At 62.4% G+C, this 21,294-nt stretch carries 22 protein-coding genes; 18 read left to right on the forward strand and 4 right to left on the reverse strand.

The features are described 5' to 3' along the window. Positions 1-34: 34 nt before the first annotated feature. Genes kynB through AC1DEK_RS21180 form a run of 4 tightly spaced genes read left to right on the forward strand, consistent with a single transcriptional unit; the run spans position 35 to position 4,088 of the window. Entirely contained in the window at positions 35-676 is a 642-nt protein-coding gene (kynB, locus tag AC1DEK_RS21165) for an arylformamidase (protein WP_478127246.1), read from the forward strand. Further along, entirely contained in the window at positions 673-1,980 is a 1,308-nt protein-coding gene (gene kynU / locus AC1DEK_RS21170) for a kynureninase (protein WP_478127247.1), read from the forward strand. Before kynB ends, kynU begins: the two co-directional genes overlap by 4 nt. Before the next feature lie 10 nt (positions 1,981-1,990). Then, positions 1,991-2,827, forward strand: coding sequence for a tryptophan 2,3-dioxygenase (kynA, locus tag AC1DEK_RS21175; RefSeq protein WP_478127248.1), 837 nt, complete (start codon positions 1,991-1,993; stop codon positions 2,825-2,827). Positions 2,828-2,849: 22 nt separating this feature from the next. Then, positions 2,850-4,088 carry an SMI1/KNR4 family protein gene (locus tag AC1DEK_RS21180; RefSeq protein WP_478127249.1) on the forward strand — a complete coding sequence of 413 codons (1,239 nt, stop codon included), beginning with the start codon at positions 2,850-2,852 and terminating at the stop codon, positions 4,086-4,088. Between the two features lies 1 nt (position 4,089). Here the strand turns inward: AC1DEK_RS21180 and AC1DEK_RS21185 are convergent, their stop codons facing one another. Genes AC1DEK_RS21185 through AC1DEK_RS21200 form a run of 4 tightly spaced genes read right to left on the reverse strand, consistent with a single transcriptional unit; the run spans position 4,090 to position 7,724 of the window. After that, entirely contained in the window at positions 4,090-5,268 is a 1,179-nt protein-coding gene (locus AC1DEK_RS21185; RefSeq protein WP_478127250.1) for an FAD-dependent monooxygenase, read from the reverse strand. Between the two features lie 6 nt (positions 5,269-5,274). After that, positions 5,275-5,550 (reverse strand): DUF6587 family protein, encoded by a 276-nt coding sequence (locus AC1DEK_RS21190; RefSeq protein WP_478127251.1) that lies wholly within the window; start codon positions 5,548-5,550, stop codon positions 5,275-5,277. Between the two features lies 1 nt (position 5,551). Next, positions 5,552-7,450, reverse strand: coding sequence for a ferrous iron transport protein B (gene feoB / locus AC1DEK_RS21195; RefSeq protein ID WP_478127252.1), 1,899 nt, complete (start codon positions 7,448-7,450; stop codon positions 5,552-5,554). Further along, positions 7,443-7,724: a FeoA family protein gene (locus AC1DEK_RS21200; RefSeq protein ID WP_478127367.1), complete on the reverse strand. Its 282-nt coding sequence runs from the start codon at positions 7,722-7,724 to the stop codon at positions 7,443-7,445. Before AC1DEK_RS21200 ends, feoB begins: the two co-directional genes overlap by 8 nt. 353 nt (positions 7,725-8,077) lie before the next feature. On the opposite strand from AC1DEK_RS21200, the gene AC1DEK_RS21205 reads away from it, so the two are divergent. The 14 genes from AC1DEK_RS21205 (at position 8,078) to AC1DEK_RS21270 (ending at position 21,028) form a co-directional block, all read left to right on the forward strand. Further along, a complete protein-coding gene (locus AC1DEK_RS21205; RefSeq protein ID WP_478127253.1) occupies positions 8,078-8,569 on the forward strand; it encodes a hypothetical protein in 492 nt (163 codons plus the stop codon). Next, positions 8,569-9,426, forward strand: a complete 858-nt coding sequence (locus tag AC1DEK_RS21210) for a VirB8 family type IV secretion system protein (protein ID WP_478127254.1) — start codon at positions 8,569-8,571, stop codon at positions 9,424-9,426. The genes AC1DEK_RS21205 and AC1DEK_RS21210 overlap by 1 nt, the downstream gene beginning before the upstream one ends. Then, positions 9,423-10,190 (forward strand): TrbG/VirB9 family P-type conjugative transfer protein, encoded by a 768-nt coding sequence (locus AC1DEK_RS21215; protein WP_478127255.1) that lies wholly within the window; start codon positions 9,423-9,425, stop codon positions 10,188-10,190. The genes AC1DEK_RS21210 and AC1DEK_RS21215 overlap by 4 nt, the downstream gene beginning before the upstream one ends. Then, the gene (locus AC1DEK_RS21220) at positions 10,187-11,389 is read left to right on the forward strand and encodes a TrbI/VirB10 family protein (RefSeq protein ID WP_478127256.1); all 1,203 of its coding nucleotides are present in this window, start codon (positions 10,187-10,189) and stop codon (positions 11,387-11,389) included. The genes AC1DEK_RS21215 and AC1DEK_RS21220 overlap by 4 nt, the downstream gene beginning before the upstream one ends. A gap of 9 nt (positions 11,390-11,398) precedes the next feature. Continuing rightward, entirely contained in the window at positions 11,399-12,457 is a 1,059-nt protein-coding gene (gene virB11, locus AC1DEK_RS21225) for a P-type DNA transfer ATPase VirB11 (RefSeq protein WP_478127257.1), read from the forward strand. Between the two features lie 57 nt (positions 12,458-12,514). Beyond that, positions 12,515-13,219 (forward strand): lytic transglycosylase domain-containing protein, encoded by a 705-nt coding sequence (locus AC1DEK_RS21230; protein WP_478127258.1) that lies wholly within the window; start codon positions 12,515-12,517, stop codon positions 13,217-13,219. A gap of 75 nt (positions 13,220-13,294) precedes the next feature. Further along, a complete protein-coding gene (locus AC1DEK_RS21235) occupies positions 13,295-13,735 on the forward strand; it encodes a TrbC/VirB2 family protein (protein ID WP_478127259.1) in 441 nt (146 codons plus the stop codon). Between the two features lie 7 nt (positions 13,736-13,742). Then, positions 13,743-14,036 carry a VirB3 family type IV secretion system protein gene (locus AC1DEK_RS21240; protein WP_478127368.1) on the forward strand — a complete coding sequence of 98 codons (294 nt, stop codon included), beginning with the start codon at positions 13,743-13,745 and terminating at the stop codon, positions 14,034-14,036. A 2-nt stretch (positions 14,037-14,038) separates the two neighbouring features. Further along, a complete protein-coding gene (locus AC1DEK_RS21245) occupies positions 14,039-16,501 on the forward strand; it encodes a VirB4 family type IV secretion/conjugal transfer ATPase (protein ID WP_478127260.1) in 2,463 nt (820 codons plus the stop codon). 18 nt (positions 16,502-16,519) lie between these two features. Beyond that, the gene (locus AC1DEK_RS21250) at positions 16,520-17,347 is read left to right on the forward strand and encodes a hypothetical protein (protein WP_478127261.1); all 828 of its coding nucleotides are present in this window, start codon (positions 16,520-16,522) and stop codon (positions 17,345-17,347) included. A gap of 39 nt (positions 17,348-17,386) precedes the next feature. Further along, positions 17,387-18,514, forward strand: a complete 1,128-nt coding sequence (locus tag AC1DEK_RS21255; protein WP_478127262.1) for a TrbL/VirB6 family protein — start codon at positions 17,387-17,389, stop codon at positions 18,512-18,514. Positions 18,515-18,609: 95 nt separating this feature from the next. Beyond that, positions 18,610-19,014: a DUF4189 domain-containing protein gene (locus AC1DEK_RS21260; RefSeq protein WP_478127369.1), complete on the forward strand. Its 405-nt coding sequence runs from the start codon at positions 18,610-18,612 to the stop codon at positions 19,012-19,014. Positions 19,015-19,025: 11 nt separating this feature from the next. Beyond that, positions 19,026-19,610 carry a hypothetical protein gene (locus AC1DEK_RS21265; RefSeq protein ID WP_478127263.1) on the forward strand — a complete coding sequence of 195 codons (585 nt, stop codon included), beginning with the start codon at positions 19,026-19,028 and terminating at the stop codon, positions 19,608-19,610. Further along, positions 19,607-21,028, forward strand: a complete 1,422-nt coding sequence (locus tag AC1DEK_RS21270) for an XVIPCD domain-containing protein (protein WP_478127264.1) — start codon at positions 19,607-19,609, stop codon at positions 21,026-21,028. Before AC1DEK_RS21265 ends, AC1DEK_RS21270 begins: the two co-directional genes overlap by 4 nt. Positions 21,029-21,294: the final 266 nt, after the last annotated feature.

Genomic DNA, 21,294 nt, shown 5'->3' on the forward strand with positions numbered 1-21,294 from the left:
ACCACGACTTCGCCCACGGCGCTAACTTCGCGCCATGAACCAAAGACTCTGGGATATCTCGCCGCCGGTGCACGACGCGGCGCCGGTGTTTCCCGGCGACACGCCCTATCGTCAACGCTGGGCGGCGACCATTTCGCCGGGCTGCCCGGTCAACGTCAGCGAGATCACGCTGTCTCCGCACGTGGGTGCGCATGCCGACGCGCCGCTTCACTACGACCCTGCCGGGGAGACCATCGGCAACGTGGACCTCTCCACGTACCTGGGTCCCTGCCGCGTCATTCATGCAATCAACTGCGGGCCACTGATCGAATGGCGGCACCTCGTTCATTCGGTCGAAGGACTGCCCCCGCGCGTGCTGGTGCGCACCTACGAACGTTCACCCGCCGAGTGGGACGAGGGTCTTGCAGCGTACGACCCCGCCGCGATCGAACGCCTGGCCGCCATGGGCGTGAAACTGATCGGGATCGACACGGCCAGCATCGATCCTGCAGCCAGCAAGACACTTGAAAGCCATCAGGTCATCCGCCGGCTCGGCCTTCGCGTGCTCGAGAACCTGGTGCTCGACCATGTCCCCGAAGGGGACTATGAACTCATCGCCCTGCCGCTCAAGCTCGTGAGCGCAGATGCTTCTCCCGTTCGCGCCGTGTTGCGCGAACTTCAACGAAAACAACCATGACACTCGACGACTGCCGCCGACTCGATGCGCAGGACACGCTCGCGCCTTTGCGCAACCAGTTCATCCTCCCCGAAGGCGTGATCTACCTGGACGGCAATTCACTGGGCGTGCTGCCCAAGGCCGTGCCTGAGCGCATTGCGGCCGTGATCGCCCAGGAATGGGGCGAGGGGCTCATCCGGTCATGGAACAGCGCCGGCTGGTTCGATCTGCCGCAGCGGCTCGGCGACAAGGTGGCACGGCTGATTGGCGCCTCGCCAGGCGAAGTCGTCTGCACCGACAGCACATCGATCAACCTCTACAAAGTGCTTTTCGCCGCGCTCAGCCAAGTGCTTCAGGCTCGCGAGGCGGCAACTGGCGGGAACGACAAGCGACGCGTGGTGCTCAGCGAACGCAGCAATTTCCCGACCGATCTGTACATCGCCGAGTCGCTTTGCCGCGAGCGCGGCTTCTCGCTTCGGCTGGTCGATGTGAGCGAACTGTCCACGGCACTCACCGACGAGGTCGCGGTGCTGATGCTCACCCACGTCAACTACCGCACCGGCGCCATGCATGACATGGAGGCTGTCACGACCGCGGCTCATGCGGTCGGGGCACTCACCGTCTGGGACCTCGCGCACAGCGCCGGGGCAGTGCCAGTGGCATTGAACGACAGCAATGCGGACTACGCGATCGGCTGCGGCTACAAGTACCTGAACGGGGGCCCTGGCGCGCCCGCGTTCGTATGGGTTCATGCCCGGCATGCCAGCCAGTTTCAGCAGCCGCTGTCGGGCTGGTGGGGACACGCTGCGCCATTCGAGTTCACGCCGCACTACCGGCCCGCTGCAGGGGTGGCGCGCTATCTTTGCGGCACGCAGCCGATCATTGCGCTGGTGGCTCTGGAATGCGGCCTCGACACGGTCCTCGCCGCAGACTCTTTCTCGGGCGGTTTGGGAAGCATGGCCGTGCTGCGCCGAAAATCGCTGGCTCTCACCGACGCCTTCATTGCGCTGGTCGAAGCACGCTGCCCAGGCCGCTTCTCACTCATCACGCCGCGCGATCACCTGTTGCGCGGCTCGCAGGTGTGCCTCGCGCTCAGCGACGGCGGTCCCGGCGCCTACGCGATCGTCCAGGCGCTGATTGCGCGCGGCGTCATCGGTGACTTCCGGGCAGGAGATTCGCAGATGCCGGACATCCTCCGCTTTGGGTTCACGCCGCTTTACCTGGGCTTTGAAGACGTGTGGAATGCGGTGGAACACATCGTTCAGGTGGTCGAGCGCGAGGAATGGAAACGACCCGAGTTCAACCAGAAGCTCGCAGTGACCTGAGGACCTGCCAATGAGCACCGAAAAAATCGTCCATGATGAAAAGGCGCAGCTCGACTTCAGTGCGTCGATGAGCTACACCGACTATCTGAGCCTTGACGCGATTCTGACTGCGCAGCATCCGCGATCGCCGGCTCACGACGAGCTGCTTTTCATCGTGCAGCATCAGACCAGCGAGCTATGGATGAAGCTCATGCTGCACGAATTGCGCGCCGCCATTCGCCGGATCGCGGAGGACGATCTGTCGAGTGCCTTCAAGATGCTGGCGCGCGTGTCACGCATCATGGAGCAACTGGTGCATGCCTGGGACGTGCTGGCGACGATGACGCCGCCCGAGTACAGCGCGATGCGCCCTTACCTCGGGAACTCCAGCGGCTTCCAGAGCTGGCAGTATCGATGTATTGAATTTGCGCTCGGCAACAAGAATGCCGCCATGCTCAAGCCGCACGAGCATCGCGCGGACCTCCTGGCGGAAGTGGAGCACGCCTGGCGTTCGCCGTCTCTCTACGATGAGGCGCTGCGCCTATTGGCCCGCCGCGGCATCGAGGTACCGGCTGATCATCTCGAACGTGACTGGTCGCGTCCCTACGAAACCAGCGACGGTGTCGAACAGGCCTGGCTCACCATCTACCGCGATCCGAAGGATCACTGGGATCTCTACCAGCTCGGAGAAGAACTCACGGACCTCGAAGACGCCTTCCGGCTTTGGCGCTTCAGGCATGTGACCACGGTCGAGCGCGTGATCGGATTCAAACGTGGCACGGGCGGCACCGGCGGCGTAAGCTATCTGCGCAAGATGCTCGACGTGGTGCTCTTCCCCGAAATCTGGAAGCTGCGAACGGACCTGTGACACAAGAAAATGGAGGCTGCCCATGTTCAATGACGACGAACTCGCCCAGTTGCGATCGCATGGAATTGTTCTCTTCGCGAAGCGCGTGATCTTCGACGCGCAGCCGCCGATGTCGGCCGAGCAGATCGCTGCGGTGCAGGCGGTCTGCGCCGGCCCGCTTCCTCCAGAACTTCTTTCGCTCTGGCGAGCAACGGCCGGCGGGCGCCTCGACTACGACTTGCACCTGCGCATGAACGGCAACGAGGAGTCCTTCAACTGGAGCGAACTCTTCTGGAATGGCAGCGACACCTACCATGACCTGCAGGGGTGGATCGACCACGAACTCGAGGGCGCAAAGCAAGCCGCCGCTGAAAGCGACGACACGTGGGACGGAAAGCTGACCCTGCTGCCTTTCGGCGGCTTCGAATACTGTGACCGGGTCTATGCGGTCGTGGAGTCCGGACCGGACTATGGCCACGTCCTTGCCTGGAAGCAAGGGCTGCCTTCAGCCTGGGCGCACGAGATGCATGAAGACGGAATGACCACCGTCGCCCATGATCTGTCCGCGGCCTTCGAAGCATTGCATCTCGACGAAGATCCGCTCAAACCCGCAGGCGAATATTTCACCGGGCAGACACTCATCGAATACCTCGACGAAAGGCACGAGGACCACGCCCTGTCGATCGAATTGATGGACAAGCTGATTGATTTCTATCGGCAGGCGATGGTCGACTGGCAAGGCGCGCTCGCAGACGGTTCGCTGGCCCGGAATGGCGCCCTCTCCCGCATCGCGTTGCGCCATGCAGTTGCCACCGATGACGCATCTCTCGTCGAGAAACTGGTCGCCAACGGTGTGGCGCTCGACGGACCACTGGCGGGCAGCGCGATCGCCACGGACCTGGCGCTCAGTCACGGCGCCCACGCAGCGGCCGCGGCCCTGGTGCGCGCAGGCGCACCGGTGGCACACGATGCACTGGACTACATCGACAGCGCCGTCTCCCCTGAGCTCGTCGAACTGCTACTGTCACATGGCGCCGAGCCCACCCCCACGGCCATCGCCGAATGCGTGGCCTGCGGAGCACCTGCGGCCGCGCGTCTGATCGCCGAGGCGTACGGACGCCAGCATGACGATCTTCCTGCCGCGTACGCCACGGTCCGGGACGGCATGCTGGCCGAACTCGAATCCTCTCTGGTCGAGGTACAAGCAGGCAGATTGACTCACTATCTTGGTCCGATCGGTCTCGCCAAACGAGTCGACCATCTGCAGAGCTTCAGCCTCTGAATCAAGCGTCGTAGAGCCAGGGCACATCGAGCAGCTTTGCGCCGAGCAGACGCAATGCCGCATCCCGTCCGACGCGCATGAGGCCCGTCGCATGAAAGATCTCTCCATTGCGCCGAGCCCGTGCCTGGACGTTGGCGTTGCGTTCCCAACGCGCGCTGGCGTAGCGTGCGAAGGCCGCGGGCACTTCAGCAGCGGTGCCGCCGTCGAGGGCATCAGCGAGCGCGACCGCATCTTCGATCGCCATGCCAGCGCCCTGCGCCAGATAGGGCAGCATCGGGTGCGCGGCATCTCCGGCCAAGGCGATACGCTCAGCGGCCATCTGCTGAGGACTGGTGAGCGGAGGCCGATCGTTGAGCGTCCATGCCCGCCATGAAGGTACAGCTTCGAGCAAGGCCTGCAGCTCACTGCAGGTCCGTCCGGTCGCATGTTGCAGGGCAGAAAGGCTCGTGGCTTGATCCCAATCGCGTGCATCACCGACCGGGGCCGCTTCGGCGAGCACGACCACGTTGAGCGCCTCGCCCCGTCTGACCGGGTAAGCCACCGCGTGCAGACGAGGTCCGAGCCACACACTGACGTGCGTGCTGCGCAGCGCCGCGGGCAATGCCGACTGCGTGACCATTGCGCGCCAAGCGGTGTGACCGGTCGCACGCGGTGGCATGGCGTCCTCGAAGAGACAAGGGCGCACGGTGCTCCAGAGGCCATCGGCGCCGATCACCCCATCGCCTTCCCAAACCCGAGCGTCAGCGCTCACCATACAAACGGTATCGCCGCGCGCGATCACTTCCGTGACCCGTGCGCCGGTCGTCAGCGTAACGGCGCCACTTCCACGCACCGCGGCCAGCAGCACCGCGTGGAGATCGGCCCGGTGGGCACAGAGATAGGGCGCCGCATAGTTGTGCAGCATGGCATTGCCGAGTGGCAGTCGGGCGATCTCCTTGCCCGCGACGGCGCTCCGGACGACGAGAGCGTCGGGCCGCGCTGCGATACGCATCAGACCCTCGGACACGCCGAGCGCCTGAAGGCGGCGCGTCACGTTGGGACTGAGTTGGATCCCGGCACCGATTTCGCCGAACGCCACGGCTTGCTCGAGCAAATCGATCCGATGGCGCCGCCTCCCGAGCGCAAGCGCGCTCGCGAGTCCCGCGATGCCTCCTCCCGCGATGAGGATGTGAGCGGACATGCGCTCTCAGCGGGAGCGGGCCAGGTGCGATTCGCTTCCTTCGGGCGGCTTGGCGCCCGCTGCCGAACAACTGCCGCAGGTCTCGCAGGAGCCGCAGCCGGAAGTCTTGCCAAGCGAAGCCGCCAATTGCTGCGCACGATCGGCATCGACGAGCCCCGCCCGGTGTGAACCGGCAGCCACTTTGGCGGCGGCTGCCCGACGCCAGTTGGCGGGCATCCAGCGCCATACGGCGTAGACCGCGGCGAGCGCGACGATCAGCGCGACGATGATTTGCTGTGTCATCTCATCCTCCTGTGAGCGCCAAAGCGACCCGATAGGTGATCCAGCACGCGATGTAGGCGAGCCCGAAAAGGTAGCCGGCCATGATCCATACGTACCGCCAGGAACCCGTCTCCCGCTTGACCGCCGCCAGCGTCGAAATGCATTGGGGCGCAAAGACATACCAGACCAGCAGCGACAGTGCCGTCGCAAGCGACCAAGTCCCCGCGATCAGCGGAGCCAGTTGGCCCGCCACATCGTCGCCGGTCGCTGAAAGCGCATAGACCGTGCCCAGCGCACCCACGGCCACTTCGCGCGCTGCCATGCCCGGCACGAGCGCAATCGAGATCTGCCAGTTGAAGCCGATCGGCGCGAAGATGTGCTCGAGCGCGCGGCCGATCATCCCTGCCAGGCTGTACTGAATGGCCGGGCCCGTTGCGCCATCTGGCGGTGACGGAAAGGTCGACAGGAACCACAGCAGGATCGTGAGCGTCAGGATAATCGTCCCGACGCGCTGGACGAAGATCCAAGCGCGTTCGTAAAGCCCAAGCGCCAGATTCCGCAGATTGGGCCAGCGGTAGGCCGGAAGCTCCATCATGAGCGGCGAATGCTGCTTGTTCTCCCGAAAACGCTTCATGACCCAGGCCACGGCCATCGCCGAAACGATGCCGAAGAGGTACAGCGCAAACAGCACGACGCCCTGGAGGTTGAATACGCCTCCGACCGTGCGCGCCGGAATGAAAGCAGCAATCAGCAACGCATAGACCGGCAAACGCGCTGAACAGGTCATCAGCGGCGCGATCATGATCGTGGTGATTCGATCGCGCCAGTTGGTGATGGTGCGCGTGGCCATCACACCGGGGATGGCGCAGGCAAAGCTCGACAGCAGCGGGATGAAAGAGCGACCGGACAAGCCGACGGTGCCCATCACCCGGTCGAGCAGGAACGCAGCACGCGGCAAATAGCCGGAATCTTCCAGCGCGAGGATGAAGAGGAACAGGATCAGGATCTGCGGCAGGAACACGATCACGCCGCCAACGCCGGCGATGATGCCGTCGACCAGCAAACTCTGGAGCATCCCTTCAGGCACGTAGTGCTTGATGAATTCGCCCAATGCGGTGGTGCCATCCTTGATGGCGTCCATCGGCACCTCTGCCCAGCTGAACACGGCCTGGAACATCAGGAACATCGTGACGGCCAGCACCAGCATGCCCCACAGGGGATGCATCACGATGCGATCGATGCGGTCGCTGGTCGCCAAGCTGCCGACGGGTTCGCGCACGGCGACGGAGAGGATGCGCCTCACTTCGCGCTGCGTCGCGAGCACGTCGTCCAGTCCCGGAGCCTGCCAGGGCCGCGGCGCCGCAAAGGCCACCGGCCGGTCGAGCGCTTCAATGAGGTACTGCGCGCCTTTGCTATGCACGCCCACCGTCTCGACCACCGGCACACCGAGTTCGCGAGCGAGAGCGGCGCTGTCGATCACGATGCCCTGCTTCCTGGCCATGTCGGTCATGTTGAGCGCCACGACCATCGGCAGCCCCAGCCGTTTGGCCTCGAGCACGAGGCGCAGGTTGAGGCGCAGGTTCGTTGCGTCCGTCACGCACACCAGCAACTCGGGAGGCGCCTCTTTGCTTTTGCCGGTGACGACGTCCCGAGTGACCGCTTCGTCCGCTGACAGCGCGTTCAGGCTGTAGGCCCCCGGCAAATCAAGCACGAAAACGCGTCGGCCCGCCGCCGTCCGCAGAGTTCCTTCCTTGCGCTCGACGGTCACGCCGGCGTAATTGGCAACTTTCTGGCGGCTTCCCGTGAGCAGGTTGAACAACGCCGTCTTGCCGCAGTTCGGATTGCCCAGAAGCGCGATGCGCTCCGGCGGGCTGGTCGAAACGGCAGCACCGGGCTGGAATGTCAGAGTCGCCTCAACCATGGCCGATGGCTCCAGGTGTCACACGGATAAGCGAAGCCTCATGGCGGCGCAAGGCGAAGGTGGTGTGCCCGAGTCGCACCGCCAGCGGTTCGCGCCCAGGCACGCCGTTGGCAACGATGCACACCGCCTCGCCGGGAACGAACCCGATCTCGGTGAGCCGCAAAACCAGTTCGCGGTCTTCAGGCGAGTCAGGACGAAGCACGTCGAGCACCGTGGCCCATTGGCGGCTGGGAAGCTGATGGAGGCTGATTGCGGCCGAAGCCGCGCCGGTCATTGTGGTCACCCGCTAGTTCCGAATTCACAAAATGAGAATTATTCTCGAAAACGAAGCCGAGCGGGCAGAGAGCCCTACCAATGCCACATCCTTTGAAGAGGCAGACCCGCGAAGCGGAGGTCAAAGACCCTATACGACTTCCCTGTGCTGTTACCCCGCGATACACCCGTGGCTAGAATGCGCGCATAAAAATCGGTTCAGGGAGTTTCAGTGATTCATAGCAACGCTATCGGCCAGCGGCCTTTGGCGCGCCTGTCTATTGACGGGACGTCGCCGGCGAACTTCGTACTTCGCGGCCCACAGCGGCCTCGTTCTCTCCGCTTTTCACCACTCCAGCCGTGAGCGCGGCTGCGATGAAGCGTGCCCTGCGAGGCGGCGCAGCCCTGTCCGCCGTCTTTGCCATTGCTGCTTGTGCGACACCTCCGGCAACGGACTTCGGTGGCGATTGGAGACCGGTAAATCGGTTCCGCGAGACGCCAGCCGAGATTCCACTGTCTCCAACCTACACGTACTACGCAACGCCGATCGACGCCACCCTCAAAGCCATGCTCGAGCGGTGGGCAAGCGACACCGGGCTCAAGCTGTCCTACCGGCTCGGCTCGGATTTCACGCTCTTCACGCCTGTCGCTGGGATCCGAACGACCGAGATCCAGACGGCAGCAGCCGAACTGAGCGCGGTCTACGCATCGCAAGGCGTCTCCGTCACGGCCGACAGCAAGCAGATCGTCGTCCAGTCTGCTAGCGATACCCGAAGCGATCCGCAGCCGGAGGCAAGCACTTCGGCGCGCCCGGCGGTTCATCCAACCAACGACCGAGGCGCTGCGTGCCAGGGAGGAGCCTGCTGATGCCCAACAGGAAAATCGTTTCGCCGAAGATCGAGAAGGCTCTTTCAAAGGCCGTGGATTTCGAACTCACCATTGCCGATATCGCCCGGCGCAGCGAGCGGCGTGCATGGGGCGTCGCAATCGGCGCGATGGTGATGGCCCTGCTTCTCGCCGGCGGCTACTTCTACATGTTGCCGCTCAAGGAAAAGGTGCCGTTCCTCGTCATGGCCGACGCGTACACCGGCACCAGCACCGTCGCCCGGCTGACCGACGACATCGTCAACCAGCGCATCACGGCGAGCGAAGCCATCAATCGCAGCAATGTTGCGCACTTCGTTCTGGGGCGGGAGTCCTACGATCTGGCGCTGACGAACCTGCGCGACTGGACCACGGTCCTGACGATGTCGTCGCCTGGCGTCGCTGCCGCGTATACCAGCTTGCATTCGTCCCTCAATCCGGACAGCCCGTACAAGACCCACGGCAAGGATCGTGCGATACGCGTGAAGATCTTGAGCATCGTGCTGCTCAAGGCGGGCGCCGATGCCGTGCCCAAGGGCGCCACAGTGCGCTTCCAGCGCAGCCTTTTCGACAAGCAGACCGGCGCCAGCCGCCCCTTCGACAGCAAGGTCGCGACGATGGAGTTCATCTACAAGCCCAACTTGAAGATGGACGACCAGCACCGCATCGAGAACCCGCTTGGGTTCCAGGTCACCAGCTACCGGGTCGACAACGACTACGCGTCTGCACCGCCAATAGAAGCGCGAGTTTCGTCGCCCGTGACATTCGGTGCCGATGAAATCAGTCCTCCATCGGAACTGGTGGTTCCGCCCCCACCCGCTGGCTACGGCACGCCTGATGACGGAGTGCAGCGCCAATGAAACGCTCGAAGTCACCCGCCTTGCCGGTTCTTGCCTGCGTCATCGTCGCCTTTGCCACGCACCACGCCTGCGCGCAGCCCGTGCAGCTTTACCAATACGAGGCCGACCGCATCTATCCGGTGCGTGCGGGTCTGGGCATCACCACTCAGATCGAGCTCAGTCCCAGCGAGAAGGTCCTCGACTACAGCACTGGATTCAGCAGCGGCTGGGAATTGATGAGGCGCGACAACGTCTTCTATCTGAAGCCCAAGAACGTCGATGTCGACACCAACATGATGATCCGTACGGAGACCCACTCCTACATCTTCGAGTTGAAGGTCGTCGCCACCGATTGGACGACTCTGGAATCCGCGCGCGCCGCGGGTGTCCAGTACAAGATCAAGTTCGGCTATCCGTCGGATGCGAGCTTTTCGAACGAGGTCGTCAAAGCCGAAAAGGCGCCGGAGCTCAATACCTCGCTGGTGAAGAACCGCACCTACAACTTCGACTACGACTACGCGACCCGCAACAGCGCCGCGCCCTGGCTAATCCCCGCCAGCGTCCATGACGATGGTCGATTCACCTACGTGAAGATGAGCGACATGACCGAGTTCCCCACCGGGAACTTCCCTGCGATCTACATGCGGGAGGTCGAGCACGGAGACGACTCCGTCGTGAACACCACGGTCGAAGGCAACACCATCGTCGTCCACGGCACCTATCCGTTCCTGATCGTTCGCCACGAGCAGAACGTCGTCGGCCTCAGAAGGAACACCGCCAAGTGAACCACGACGAGACTCCGACGAGCGACAACGCCGCCCCCGCCAATCCCTATTTCCACCGCTTTGAGCAGCCCGTCCATCCCGACCTCGATGCTGCCGCGCCTGAACTGAAGAGCAGCGAGCTGCGTCGCATGAACCGGCGTGCGCTGGGGTTTTTGGCCGGCATCGTCGTGCTTCTTGCGACCGTGGCGCTGTGGATGTTCAACAGCGTGCTCCAGCGCAAGGACAGCCCGCAAAAACCGCGCGAAGAAACCGTCACCGTCCCTGCGGCTCCGCAACCAGCACTGCCACCGGTTTCCGTGGCGAGACGCCAGGCGGAAGCCATAGCACTGGCACCGCCACTTCCGGCGCTGCCTCCGCCATCACCGATGACCACGCCGGCGCAAGGAATGCATCCGCATCAACTCACGCTGATGGAGCGGCGCATCAAGTCGGCCGAGACCTCGAGCGCGGTGGACATCGGCGGCGATCATGCGCGGCCGCGTTCGTCGCCTGCGGCCCAGGCGATCGCCGGCCAGTTCGGTGGAACAGGCTCCGATCAAGGCGCGCCGACCAACAGCGCCTACCCGGCGAAGGCATTGGCACAGGCATCCACCGCCGAGCCGCTCGTCCGTCCCGACACGCTGATGCTGCGCGGAACCTACATCCGTTGCGTGCTCGAGACTCATGTCGTGACCGACATTCCTGGCTTCACTTCATGTGTCGTTACCGAACCCGTCTATTCCTTCAGCGGCAAACGGATGTTGCTGCCGAAGGGCTCCAAGGTGCTCGGCAAGTACGACACCGAGCCGAACGGTCCTCGCGTAGCCGTCATCTGGGACCGCATCGTGACCCCCACCGGCATTGACGTGAACATGGCGAGCCCGGGTGTCGACAGCCTCGGCGGCGCCGGCCATTCAGGCCACCTGGATGAGCATTGGGGAGCGCGCATCGGCTCCGCAATGCTGATCAGCCTCTTCAGCGACGCATTCAAGTACGCCGCCGCCCAATACGGTCCCACGACCACGACAGTGGCGAGCGGCGGCGTCGCAGTGCAGTCGCCCTTCGAAAGCAACACCGCGCAGACACTGCAAAGCATTGCGACGCAAGCCGTCCGGCGTGCGGCCAATCGCCCCGCAACAGTGACCATTCACCAGGGCACTGTCGTCAATGTCTATGTCGCCAAGAACGTGGACTTCAGCGGCGTGGTCGCTCGCTACTGAGACGCCGCCATGACCGGATCACAAGCCATGAGCGACGAACGCGTAGCCGCCGTTTCGAACGAATTCCTGAGCTATCAGTACGAGGTCCTTGGCATTCAGGACTACATGGCCTCGTCGGACGTCACTGAAATCTGCATCAACCGTCCAGGCGAGCTCTATCTCGAAAGCCGCGGAGGCTGGCATCGCAAGGAGGTGCCCGGCCTGACCCTGGCCCGCGCATTGCAGTTCTGCACTGCTGTCGTCAACGAGAGCAATACCGGCCAGCGAATCACCGACGCCAATCCGGTGGTGTCGCTGACATTTCCGACCGGCCAGCGTGCGCAATTCGTCATCCCGCCGGCATGCGAAGCGGGCACCATTTCGATCACCATCCGGCTGCCTTCCAGGCAAATGAAGACCTTGGCCCAGTACGAGGAAGACGGATTTTTCGATCAAATCCTCGAAGACCCGGACGGCATCCCGGACCAGGACCGCGACCTGCTCGAACTGCGAACGGCGCGCCGCTACGCCGACTTCTTCCGCCAGGCTGTTCTCGGCAAGAAGAACATCGTGGTCTCCGGTGCGACCGGGAGCGGCAAGACCACGTTCATGAAATCGCTGGTCCACCATATCCCGGCAGAAGAACGACTGGTGACCATCGAAGACGCCCGCGAGCTTTTCATCGACCAGCCCAACGCCGTGCACCTGCTCTACGCCAAGGGCGGGCAGAGCACCAGCAATGTGACGGCCAAGAGTTGCATGGAGGCCTGCCTGCGCATGAAGCCCGACCGCATCATCCTGGCGGAACTGCGCGGCGACGAATCCTTCTACTTCATCCGCAATTGCGCTTCCGGGCACCCCGGCTCCATCACCAGTTGCCATGCGGGCAGTACCGACCAGACTTGGGACCAGCTCGCCCTGATGGTCAAGGCCTCGGCCGAAGGCTCCGGCCTGGAGTTCGCCACCATCAAGCGCCTTCTCATGATGACCATCGACATCGTCGTGCACATCAAGGCACACGCCGGGCGGCGGTACATCACCGGGATCGATTTCAGCCCGGATCGAATGTCACCACCCCACACAGCTTAGCCACCGCGTTGCAACGAACAAAAAAAGGGAGAACGCGCTGTGCTGACCGGAATTGAAATGATGAGTTGCCAGGACCTTGCGGTTCCGGCAAGCGTGATGCGCCACGTCGTCGAGGTCGAATCGGGCGCCAACCCTTTCGCGATCGGCGTCGTCGGCGGACGGCTCGCACGGCAACCGAAGAACCTTGACGAAGCGGTGGCCACGGCGCGCATGCTGGAGGCCAAGGGGTACAACTTCTCCGTCGGCATCGCGCAAGTCAATCGCGCGAACCTCGACAAGCAAGGACTCGATACGCACGAGAAGGCCTTCGATCCGTGCTCCAACCTTGCGGCCGGCGCTCGCATCCTCGCCGACTGCCACGCAAGCGCTGGTGGCGATTGGGGCAAGGCATTCAGTTGCTACTACTCCGGCAATTTCGTGACGGGATTCGAGCACGGCTACGTGCGCAAGGTCTATGACTCGATCAGTCGCGGCAGTACGGTCCGCGACAACGAAACGTCGCCGGCAGCGATTCCGGTGCGACCGACCGCTCGTCCCGCAGCGCCCTCTTCTTCCAGCGGCAAAACAGACATGGCGCTTCGCGCTTCAGTCGCGTCCGACCGAATCGCGATCCGCAGCCTAGCCCCTGACAGCCCTGCGAGCGCCTCGGACATCTTCGTGCCGAACGTGCGCGGACTGGGCGATGGGCCCGCGAATTCGGCGCCTCGCCACGAACGATCCGACCCAGGCACCGGCGCCAAGGATGGCGCATTTGTCTTTTGATCGGCTCGCCGACAGCAGCCACAACCCGCAAGCGGCGCAGACCGCCTTTTGATTCAACCAGAGAGGAAACCTGAAATGCAAGTTCAACACATCACCGGCCGCACTGCCCTTTCATCCTACAGGGCCAAGCTGCGTACGCTCATCGATACGACGCTGGTCGCAGCGTTGCTTGTCCCTGGGCTCGCGGCAGCACAGGTCGGCGGCACCGACGCACTCAGCACGACCTGCGGCTTCCTCGGGAGCATTCTGAGTTTGCTGAACGCAGCGTCAGTCGTCGTCGTCACGATTGCGGTCATCTTCTCGGGCTACCAGATCGCCTTCGCGCACAAGCGCATTTCGGATGTCGCCCCGGTGATGATCGGCGCGATCCTGATCGGCGCGGCGAGCCAGATCGCGAAGATGTTCCTTTCGACCAGCTCTGGGAGCAACGCCTGTTCCACCGGCACATCCAGCATCTGGACGCCTGCGTTGGACCACTTGGCCTCAGCCGTGCAATTGCTGGCCCGGCATGCTTGAGAACCCGATGTTTCGCGGCTGCACGAGGCCGCCCATGTTCCTGGGTGTGCCCTACGTGCCCTTCTTCTTGGGCGCAGGTGGGTGCATGTTGCTGGCCATGTACTTCAATCTCTTCTATCTGCTGTTGATCCCGCCGGTGATCCTCGTCATGCGCCAGATGGCGAGGCGCGACGAAATGATCTTCCGGCTGCTGGGACTCCGGCTGCAGTTTCGGCTCCGGGCGCGGAACATCCAGCATCACGGCGGCATGTGGGTCTTCACGCCCAACAGCTATCGCGGCCAGTCAAGGGACGACAGCTGACCATGTCGAAGCCCCCCTTCAGCCCAGACACTGCCATCGGCGAGTTCATTTCGCTGTCCACCCATGTCTCGCCAACAGTCGTCAAGACCACCGGCGGCGATTTCCTCCTGACCTGGCGCCTTGAAGGGCTGCCATTCGTCGGGCGCGAAGAGTGGGAACTCGAACACCGTCACAACACATTCAACCGAATGCTGCAGACGCTGCGCGCGCCCGACTTCGTCAACGTCGCTTTCTGGGTTCACGACTTGCGCCGACGCCGGGCCATCACGGATGCGAGCCGCTTCGAGCACACGTTCAACCAGTCGCTGTCCGATGCGTACTACGGCGCGCTCTCGGCGCAGAAGCTCATGCAGAACGAGCTCTACCTCACGATGATCTACCGCCCGATAGTGGGTGGAAAGCGCCTCGCGGAGAAGTCGAGCGACCTGCCGCGGCTGGAGTCCGAACAGCAGCAGGCCATCGGCAAGGTGCACGAGCTGGCCGGCAATGTCGAAGCGGTCCTCAAGGACTACGCACCCATGCGCCTTGGCATGTACGAAGCCACGAACGGCGGGGTGTTCTCCGAAACGCTGGAGTTCTTCGGGTACTTGCTCAACCACATCGATGAATCTGTGCCCGTGCTTCAGGCGCCGGTCTATCGCTATCTGGCCGTCAGCCGACAACGTTTCTCCGCCAAGACCGGCGATTTCGTTCTCACCACACCGGACAGCGCCAATCACTTCGGGGCCATTCTCAACATCAAGGAGTACCCGAACGGCACCTACCCGGGCATCCTCAACGGGCTGAAGTATCTCGATTTCGAGTACGTCATCACGCACTCTTTCAGTCCCATGGGGCGGCACGACGCGCTCAAGTCGCTCGAGCGAACCAAGGGAATGATGATTTCCTCCGGTGACAAAGCTGTCAGCCAGATTGTGGAGATGGACCAGGCGATGGACCAACTCTCATCCGGCAACTTCGTGCTTGGCGAGTACCACTTCACCATTGCGATCTTCGCGCGGGACCAATCCGCGCTGACCCAGCACATCGCCACCGCGCGGGCTGAACTCTCCAATGCGGGCTTCGTTTCGGTGAAGGAAGACCTCGCCGTCACGGCCGCGTTCTATGCGCAGTTTCCGGGCAACTGGAAGTTCCGTACCCGCCTTGCGAACGTCAGCTCGTTGAACTTTCTCGGGCTCTCGCCGCTGCACAACTTCTCGTCCGGCAAAAAGAGCCGAAACCCGTGGGACGACTGCGTCACCACATTGCAGACGACGAACGGACAGCCCTACTACTTCAACTTTCATGCCACGCACCCCGGCGAGAACTCGCTGGGCGAGAAGGCCATCGCCAACACGATGGTGATCGGCAAATCAGGTACCGGCAAGACGGCGCTGATCAACTTCCTGCTGAGCCAGGTGCAGAAGCTCAAACCGTCGCCGACCATCTTCTTCTTCGACAAGGACCGGGGCGCGGAGATCTTCGTTCGCGCATGCGGGGGCAACTACCTCGCGCTCGAAAACGGAATGCCGACTGGCTTCAACCCCTTCCATTGCGAACCCACCGAGGCCAACCTTCATTTCCTGTCGGACCTCATCAAGGTGCTGGCTGGCAAATCGGTCTACAGCTCACGCGAAGAAGAAGACATCTTTCGTGCGGTCGAGAACATGCTCGACACGCCCCTGCACCTGCGCAACATGAGCAACTTCCAGAAGAGCCTTCCCAACATGGGCGACGACGGCATCTTCATGCGCCTGCGCAAGTGGACCGCAGGCAATTCGCTGGGCTGGGTTTTCGACAACCCGGTGGACAGCGTCGACCTGGATCGGGCCAACATCATCGGCTTTGACTACACCGATGTCATCGACAACCCTGAAGTCCGGGTTCCCGTCATCAACTATCTGCTGCATCGGCTCGAAGCGCTGATCGACGGTCGTCGGCTGATTTATGTGATGGACGAGTTCTGGAAGATCCTCGCTGGCGAGGGCGGTCTGAAGGAGTTCGCGAAGAACAAGCAGAAGACCATCCGCAAGCAGAACGGTCTCGGCATCTTTGCGACGCAAAGCCCTGAAGACGCGCTGGCGAGCGACATCGCGGCTTCGCTGATCGAGCAGACGGCCACCATGATCCTGCTCCCGAACCCCAATGCAAGCCGCAAAGACTACATCGATGGGTTGAAGCTCACTGAGGCCGAATACCAGGTCGTCGTGAGCCTTGACGAGCGCTCGCGCCGGTTCCTGGTCAAGCAGGGGCACACGTCTTCCGTGTGCCAACTCGATCTGCGCGGGATGGACGATGCGCTGGCAGTCATCTCGGCGTCTACGGACAACATCGAAATCATGCACAGCGTGCTGCGCGAGCGTGCCGCTGCCGAAGGCGTGGCCGTGAACGACTTGAGGCCGGAGCAGTGGCTGCAGACATTCAACCGCAGGCGCAAGGGCAGCGGCGTGGCCCAGCCCGACTTGCATCGGGAGGATGGTCGCTGACCATCAAGGAACGCTGACATGTTCTCTCGAATCTTTAACCGCGTGCTGGCGCGATGCCCTGGCTTTCATGCGCTGCTGATCCTCTCCTTCGCCTGGTTCGTACCCAGTGCTAATGCGCAGTGGTCCGTCGTCGACAGGGAGGCCAACGGCACGCTCGGAGAAGCAAAGAAGAAGCTTGACGACATCGACCGCAACCTCGAGAGCACCAACGAGCAACTGGGCAGCCGGGCCGAAGGCGGCGGCGCGAGCATCAACAAGAACCTCGACAGTCTCAACAAGCGTCTTGAACTCGGCGCACCCAATGCAGCGGCTTCGCCGGGCCTGCGCGTAGAGGATCCGAAGCAACCCTGGGTGATGTTGTCACTGGATCTGGGCGCGGAGCAATGCGACCAGATCGCGGCTTCCCAGCAGGCCTTCTGCACCGAGCTGGTCAGGACGAGGAACGCCCATTACATGTACATGAAGGTCATGTTCGACAACAGCGCGACTCGAAATCAGCGCTTGAAGGATCTGGTCGACGCACGCCTTTCCTTTCAAGCCACCGACTTCGGCAGGCTGCAGGACAACACCAACCAGATGATTGCTCTGCAGACACTCATTGCGCTGGACCAGCAGCAGATGGAGTCCGTGAATCACGCCTATCGGTCGCGCATCGATTACCTCAATCGACAGATCACCAACGAGGCACATGCCGCCACGAGCGGTAAATCCGTCAACAGCGGCCTCGACGGAATGATCGGCTCGATCGTCAGCGGGATTGCCGGCGGCGCCGCGCTCAAGGCGGCCTTGAATCTCTCCCGGCATGCCAGCGAGCCTGGGCAGCGAACTCTGAGCATCGAGCGGTAGCACGCAAGCACGCAATTCCCAGGCACAGCACGAAACCCCATGCCCACTCCAGATATCAGCAATTTCGTCTTCTTCCAACTGATCAACGACTACCTCCGTGACGAGATCAATACCTTTCAGTGGAATCTGCTGACGAGCACGGCGCGGCTCGTGGGCGGGATGGGGTTGGTGCTGCTCACGGTGTGGATCATGCTCCAGGGCTTTCGCATCGTCACGGGGCGAACGCGGCAGCCGATGATGGCGTTGGTGGGGGATGCGCTCAAGGCCACGCTCGTGATCGGCATTGCCACAAGCGCGGCGAGTCTCTCGTCTTCGCTGTACTGGACGCTCACCGACGGCACTTCCAGCGCCATCACCTTGCTGGTCTCGAACGACTCAAAGAGTCCTTACCAGAGCATCGACAAGAACCTCGCTTACATGCAGGGGATGCTTTCCACGATCGACGCACTCGCCAGCGGCGGCGACCCCTCCGTGGACAGCGCCAAGGACCGCGCGAAGTGGTTCTCCGGAATCGGCATTGCCGGACCTGCCCTCGTTGGCGGCTCGATCCTGCTGCTCAACAAGATCGCGATCGCGCTGTTCGTGGGCTTCGGGCCGCTGTTCATCGTGTGCTTGCTGTTCGAGCAGACGAAGTCGCTGTTCAGCAAGTGGCTGTTCTATGGCATCGGCACCGTGTTCTCACTGGCTGTGCTCAGCTTCATGGTGGGGCTGGCGAACAACGTGGTCCAGTCCGTCGCGCTGGCGTTCCTCACGAAGCAGGCGGCAATGCTGGCGGACATCGGCGGCTTCGGAGGGGCGTCGGCCGCGAGCGAGGGGATCACCTCGATGGCACTGCAGCAAGGGGGACTGGGCTTGATTCTCACCACCTTGATCGTGAGTGCCCCTCCGATGGCAGCGGCGTTTTTTCAGGGGACGCTGGGGAGCTTCATGTCGTATTCGGCCTTCGGCAGCGTGGGTGCTGGCGGGGCTGCTCGCGGCGCGCAGGCCATGGCGCAAGGGCGACTTCCGCAGGGCGGTGCGCTGCCTGCTCAAAGCGTAACAGACGACGGCGATCGTTCGCCCCCTTCCAAGGTGTCGCCAACACGACCGATGGCCCCAGTCTCCCCTCAACCCGATGCCATCAAGCAAGGGGCCAGCCGGCTTGGAAACGCAAGAGAACTCATATGAAAAAACTACTAAGGAATTTCACCCTGCTAGCCCTCTTGGGCGCAACTTGCATCCCCATGGCCTGGGCGGAGGGCCCGTGCCCCCCAGGCCAGCGGATGGTGGGGCAACAGAGCGTCCCTGGCGCCGTCTTCCCCATTTGCCAAGCCATTCCCGGCTACGGCGATTCCCAACCGCAGCCGCGTGTCGCGTGGGCGTCCCGCTACGGCGCGATCGCCACAGACGCAGTGACGAGATCGGGAGCCGCTTCCGTTGATGAGGAGTCCGAATCCAAAGCGGAGCAAATGGCGTTAATGGAATGCGCGAGGGATGGTTCCCAGGACTGCAAGATCGTCATGTCCTACCGCGATCAATGCGTTGCCGCCGCAACGAGCACAGAGCGAGCTGGCTATGCACGCGCGCCGGCCTTGCAAACAGCAGAAGCCAACGCCATTGCCAAATGCGGAGAAGCCTCCTGCAAAGTCCTCTACAGCGCTTGCAGCCTCGCAGTGCGCCTGCAATAGATCCAAGAAAAATGAAATCACGTCTTGCTGGAGCCTTCGTACTCCTCGCGCTCTTCACCTCGGCCTGCAATTCATCCATGAAGAAACCCGATATCAAGCACAACCCGAATCCGAAGATGGGTTACGAGATCACGCTGATCATTGACGACGCGCCCGGGCCGTTCGAATCCGTGACAGGGCTCATGCAGTACGAAGTTGCAAATGAGCGGTGCGCACCGGAGCACCCCATCTCCGGCTCCAGGCACCCACCCTTGGCTCCTGTCCCGTTCTCTCTATCCCGCGTTGGCGACAACACTTACACAGGCACGCTGTATCTGGATCTGCTGCTGAGCGAAGACTACTTCGGGCTTGGAATGTGTCACTGGACGATGAAGTACGCGAGCATCGGAATGAGAGCCGGCGGAGTGACATTCAGCGCTGGCATTTCCGGGGAAAAGATATCTGCGCAAGCATCGGAGCTCACATATTTTCCCAAAGACATTTATGGGAGAGATGGAGATATCCCCATGGGCGGCACACCGCGGTCTCGCTGGATCACCGATGACGCAAGCAAGTTCTTCACCGCCATGTTGAGTGCAAAGGAGATCCTTGAATGACCACCGGCACTCATGAGCATGCAGCGCTGGCGAATGACGCCTACCAAGATCGTTCCGCCCTCCTAAGTGAAACAGTTTCGATAGATGATGTCTCCTACGAGATCATCGCTGCCGCTGATCGCCCCTCCGGCTACCAAGGCACGGCTTATCAGCGCGTGGACACTGGCGTCGTGGTGATCGCGCATCGTGGCTCCGAATCGATCAAGGATGGGGTTACCGACGCTGGCATGGCCGTTCTGGGGCACAACAATCAGCTTGACGATGCAATGGCGTTTACCCAGCATGCGATCGACACCGCCAAGAGGACGCAAGCCGCCAGTCTTGACCATTTCGCAATTACCGTCACGGGTCACTCGCTAGGCGGCACCTTGGCCCAGATCACCGCCGCCAAGCACGGCCTGCGAGCCGAGACGTTCAATGCTTATGGTCCCGCGAGCCTAACGAATCTCCACGACCACGGCGTTGACGTGAACGGCCAGTATCCCGGCATCGTGAACCACGTGCGCGCCACCGACGTCGTCGGGGCGGGCAGTCCACATTTCGGCGAGGTCCGCATCTATGCCACGCCGCAAGACGTCGAGAGCCTGAAACGGGGGCGCTACCTTGAAACCGGGTTGCATCTGCCGACCAATCCATTCCTCGCCACTGATTTGTCAGCGCACAAGATGAGCAACTTTCTGCCCGGGAACGACGTCACGGGCAGTTCCATCATCAATCCAGTGAACGAAGCGCGGGCCCGTGCCCATCAAGGTGCGATCGGGCACTTTCACAAGGACGTGGGGCAGAGCCGCGTCGACGTGGCCATGGTGTCCAATCGGGCCCACTCCCCGTTACACGCGCTGAATCCCTTCGACCCTGCGGTCAAGCTCAGGGCGCAGGCCATCGATGCCGGACTGGCAGTGACAGGGCAGCTCGTGGTTGACGGGCTGACACAGCATGTGCGTGTCGCCCAACGAGTAGGGCAGCAAACCGTACAGCTGGTGAGCGATGGCGCTTCCGGCTTGTATGACGCGATGACCGGAGCACCGAGCGCTCGACTGGATCAGCAAGCTCACCCCGATCATTCGTTGTTCAAGCAAGCACAAGCCGGAGTGCATCAGATGGACGCAAAAGTCGGCCGAACGCCAGACGGGCGCAGCGACAATCTGGCTGCCTCGCTCGCGGCGGCCGCGCGCAACGATGGCTTGAAGCGAATCGATCACGTGGTGCTGAGCACCGACGGCTCGAAAGTGTTCGCTGTGCAGGGCGCATTGGATTCGCCGCTCAAGAAGATCTCGAATGTGCCGACGATCGAAGCACTCGACATGCCCATTGCACAGAGCACCGCGTCACTGGGAAGCGCCCTGCGCCAGCAAGACCGTCTCATCGAAGCGCGCTCGCAAGACCAGCAACGTTCCGGCGCTGCGCTCGCGATGTAGGGCATTGCATGAGGAGAGAAACGAACGACACCTCTCGAGGACTCATCGGCGGCATGAGGCCGAAGCGAAGGACGAAACATCAAATCGGCTTGCTGGCGCTGAGCCTGACCTTTTCCGCCTTCCCCGCCTTTCCCGCCTTCGGCGAGTTCTATGAGCCACTTCAATTTCGCGCGAATGATCCGTTTGTGTTTTGTCAGCACGGGTACGAACCGATCATTGCGAACGCGTGCTGGATACCCCTTTCCCCAGCGACGGGTACCTCGCTT

The organism is Variovorax sp. 10N420 (genome assembly GCF_056394705.1).

What these genes read in the sequence shown, in the direction of transcription:
- kynB (WP_478127246.1), top strand. Translation starts at nt 35, where the DNA reads ATGAACCAAAGACTCTGGGATATCTCGCCGCCGGTGCACGACGCGGCG.
- kynU (WP_478127247.1), top strand. Translation starts at nt 673, where the DNA reads ATGACACTCGACGACTGCCGCCGACTCGATGCGCAGGACACGCTCGCG.
- kynA (WP_478127248.1), top strand. Translation starts at nt 1,991, where the DNA reads ATGAGCACCGAAAAAATCGTCCATGATGAAAAGGCGCAGCTCGACTTC.
- AC1DEK_RS21180 (WP_478127249.1), top strand. Translation starts at nt 2,850, where the DNA reads ATGTTCAATGACGACGAACTCGCCCAGTTGCGATCGCATGGAATTGTT.
- AC1DEK_RS21185 (WP_478127250.1), bottom strand. Translation starts at nt 5,268, where the DNA reads ATGTCCGCTCACATCCTCATCGCGGGAGGAGGCATCGCGGGACTCGCG.
- AC1DEK_RS21190 (WP_478127251.1), bottom strand. Translation starts at nt 5,550, where the DNA reads ATGACACAGCAAATCATCGTCGCGCTGATCGTCGCGCTCGCCGCGGTC.
- feoB (WP_478127252.1), bottom strand. Translation starts at nt 7,450, where the DNA reads ATGGTTGAGGCGACTCTGACATTCCAGCCCGGTGCTGCCGTTTCGACC.
- AC1DEK_RS21200 (WP_478127367.1), bottom strand. Translation starts at nt 7,724, where the DNA reads ATGACCGGCGCGGCTTCGGCCGCAATCAGCCTCCATCAGCTTCCCAGC.
- AC1DEK_RS21205 (WP_478127253.1), top strand. Translation starts at nt 8,078, where the DNA reads ATGAAGCGTGCCCTGCGAGGCGGCGCAGCCCTGTCCGCCGTCTTTGCC.
- AC1DEK_RS21210 (WP_478127254.1), top strand. Translation starts at nt 8,569, where the DNA reads ATGCCCAACAGGAAAATCGTTTCGCCGAAGATCGAGAAGGCTCTTTCA.
- AC1DEK_RS21215 (WP_478127255.1), top strand. Translation starts at nt 9,423, where the DNA reads ATGAAACGCTCGAAGTCACCCGCCTTGCCGGTTCTTGCCTGCGTCATC.
- virB11 (WP_478127257.1), top strand. Translation starts at nt 11,399, where the DNA reads ATGACCGGATCACAAGCCATGAGCGACGAACGCGTAGCCGCCGTTTCG.
- AC1DEK_RS21230 (WP_478127258.1), top strand. Translation starts at nt 12,515, where the DNA reads ATGATGAGTTGCCAGGACCTTGCGGTTCCGGCAAGCGTGATGCGCCAC.
- AC1DEK_RS21235 (WP_478127259.1), top strand. Translation starts at nt 13,295, where the DNA reads ATGCAAGTTCAACACATCACCGGCCGCACTGCCCTTTCATCCTACAGG.
- AC1DEK_RS21240 (WP_478127368.1), top strand. Translation starts at nt 13,743, where the DNA reads ATGTTTCGCGGCTGCACGAGGCCGCCCATGTTCCTGGGTGTGCCCTAC.
- AC1DEK_RS21245 (WP_478127260.1), top strand. Translation starts at nt 14,039, where the DNA reads ATGTCGAAGCCCCCCTTCAGCCCAGACACTGCCATCGGCGAGTTCATT.
- AC1DEK_RS21250 (WP_478127261.1), top strand. Translation starts at nt 16,520, where the DNA reads ATGTTCTCTCGAATCTTTAACCGCGTGCTGGCGCGATGCCCTGGCTTT.
- AC1DEK_RS21255 (WP_478127262.1), top strand. Translation starts at nt 17,387, where the DNA reads ATGCCCACTCCAGATATCAGCAATTTCGTCTTCTTCCAACTGATCAAC.
- AC1DEK_RS21260 (WP_478127369.1), top strand. Translation starts at nt 18,610, where the DNA reads ATGGTGGGGCAACAGAGCGTCCCTGGCGCCGTCTTCCCCATTTGCCAA.
- AC1DEK_RS21265 (WP_478127263.1), top strand. Translation starts at nt 19,026, where the DNA reads ATGAAATCACGTCTTGCTGGAGCCTTCGTACTCCTCGCGCTCTTCACC.
- AC1DEK_RS21270 (WP_478127264.1), top strand. Translation starts at nt 19,607, where the DNA reads ATGACCACCGGCACTCATGAGCATGCAGCGCTGGCGAATGACGCCTAC.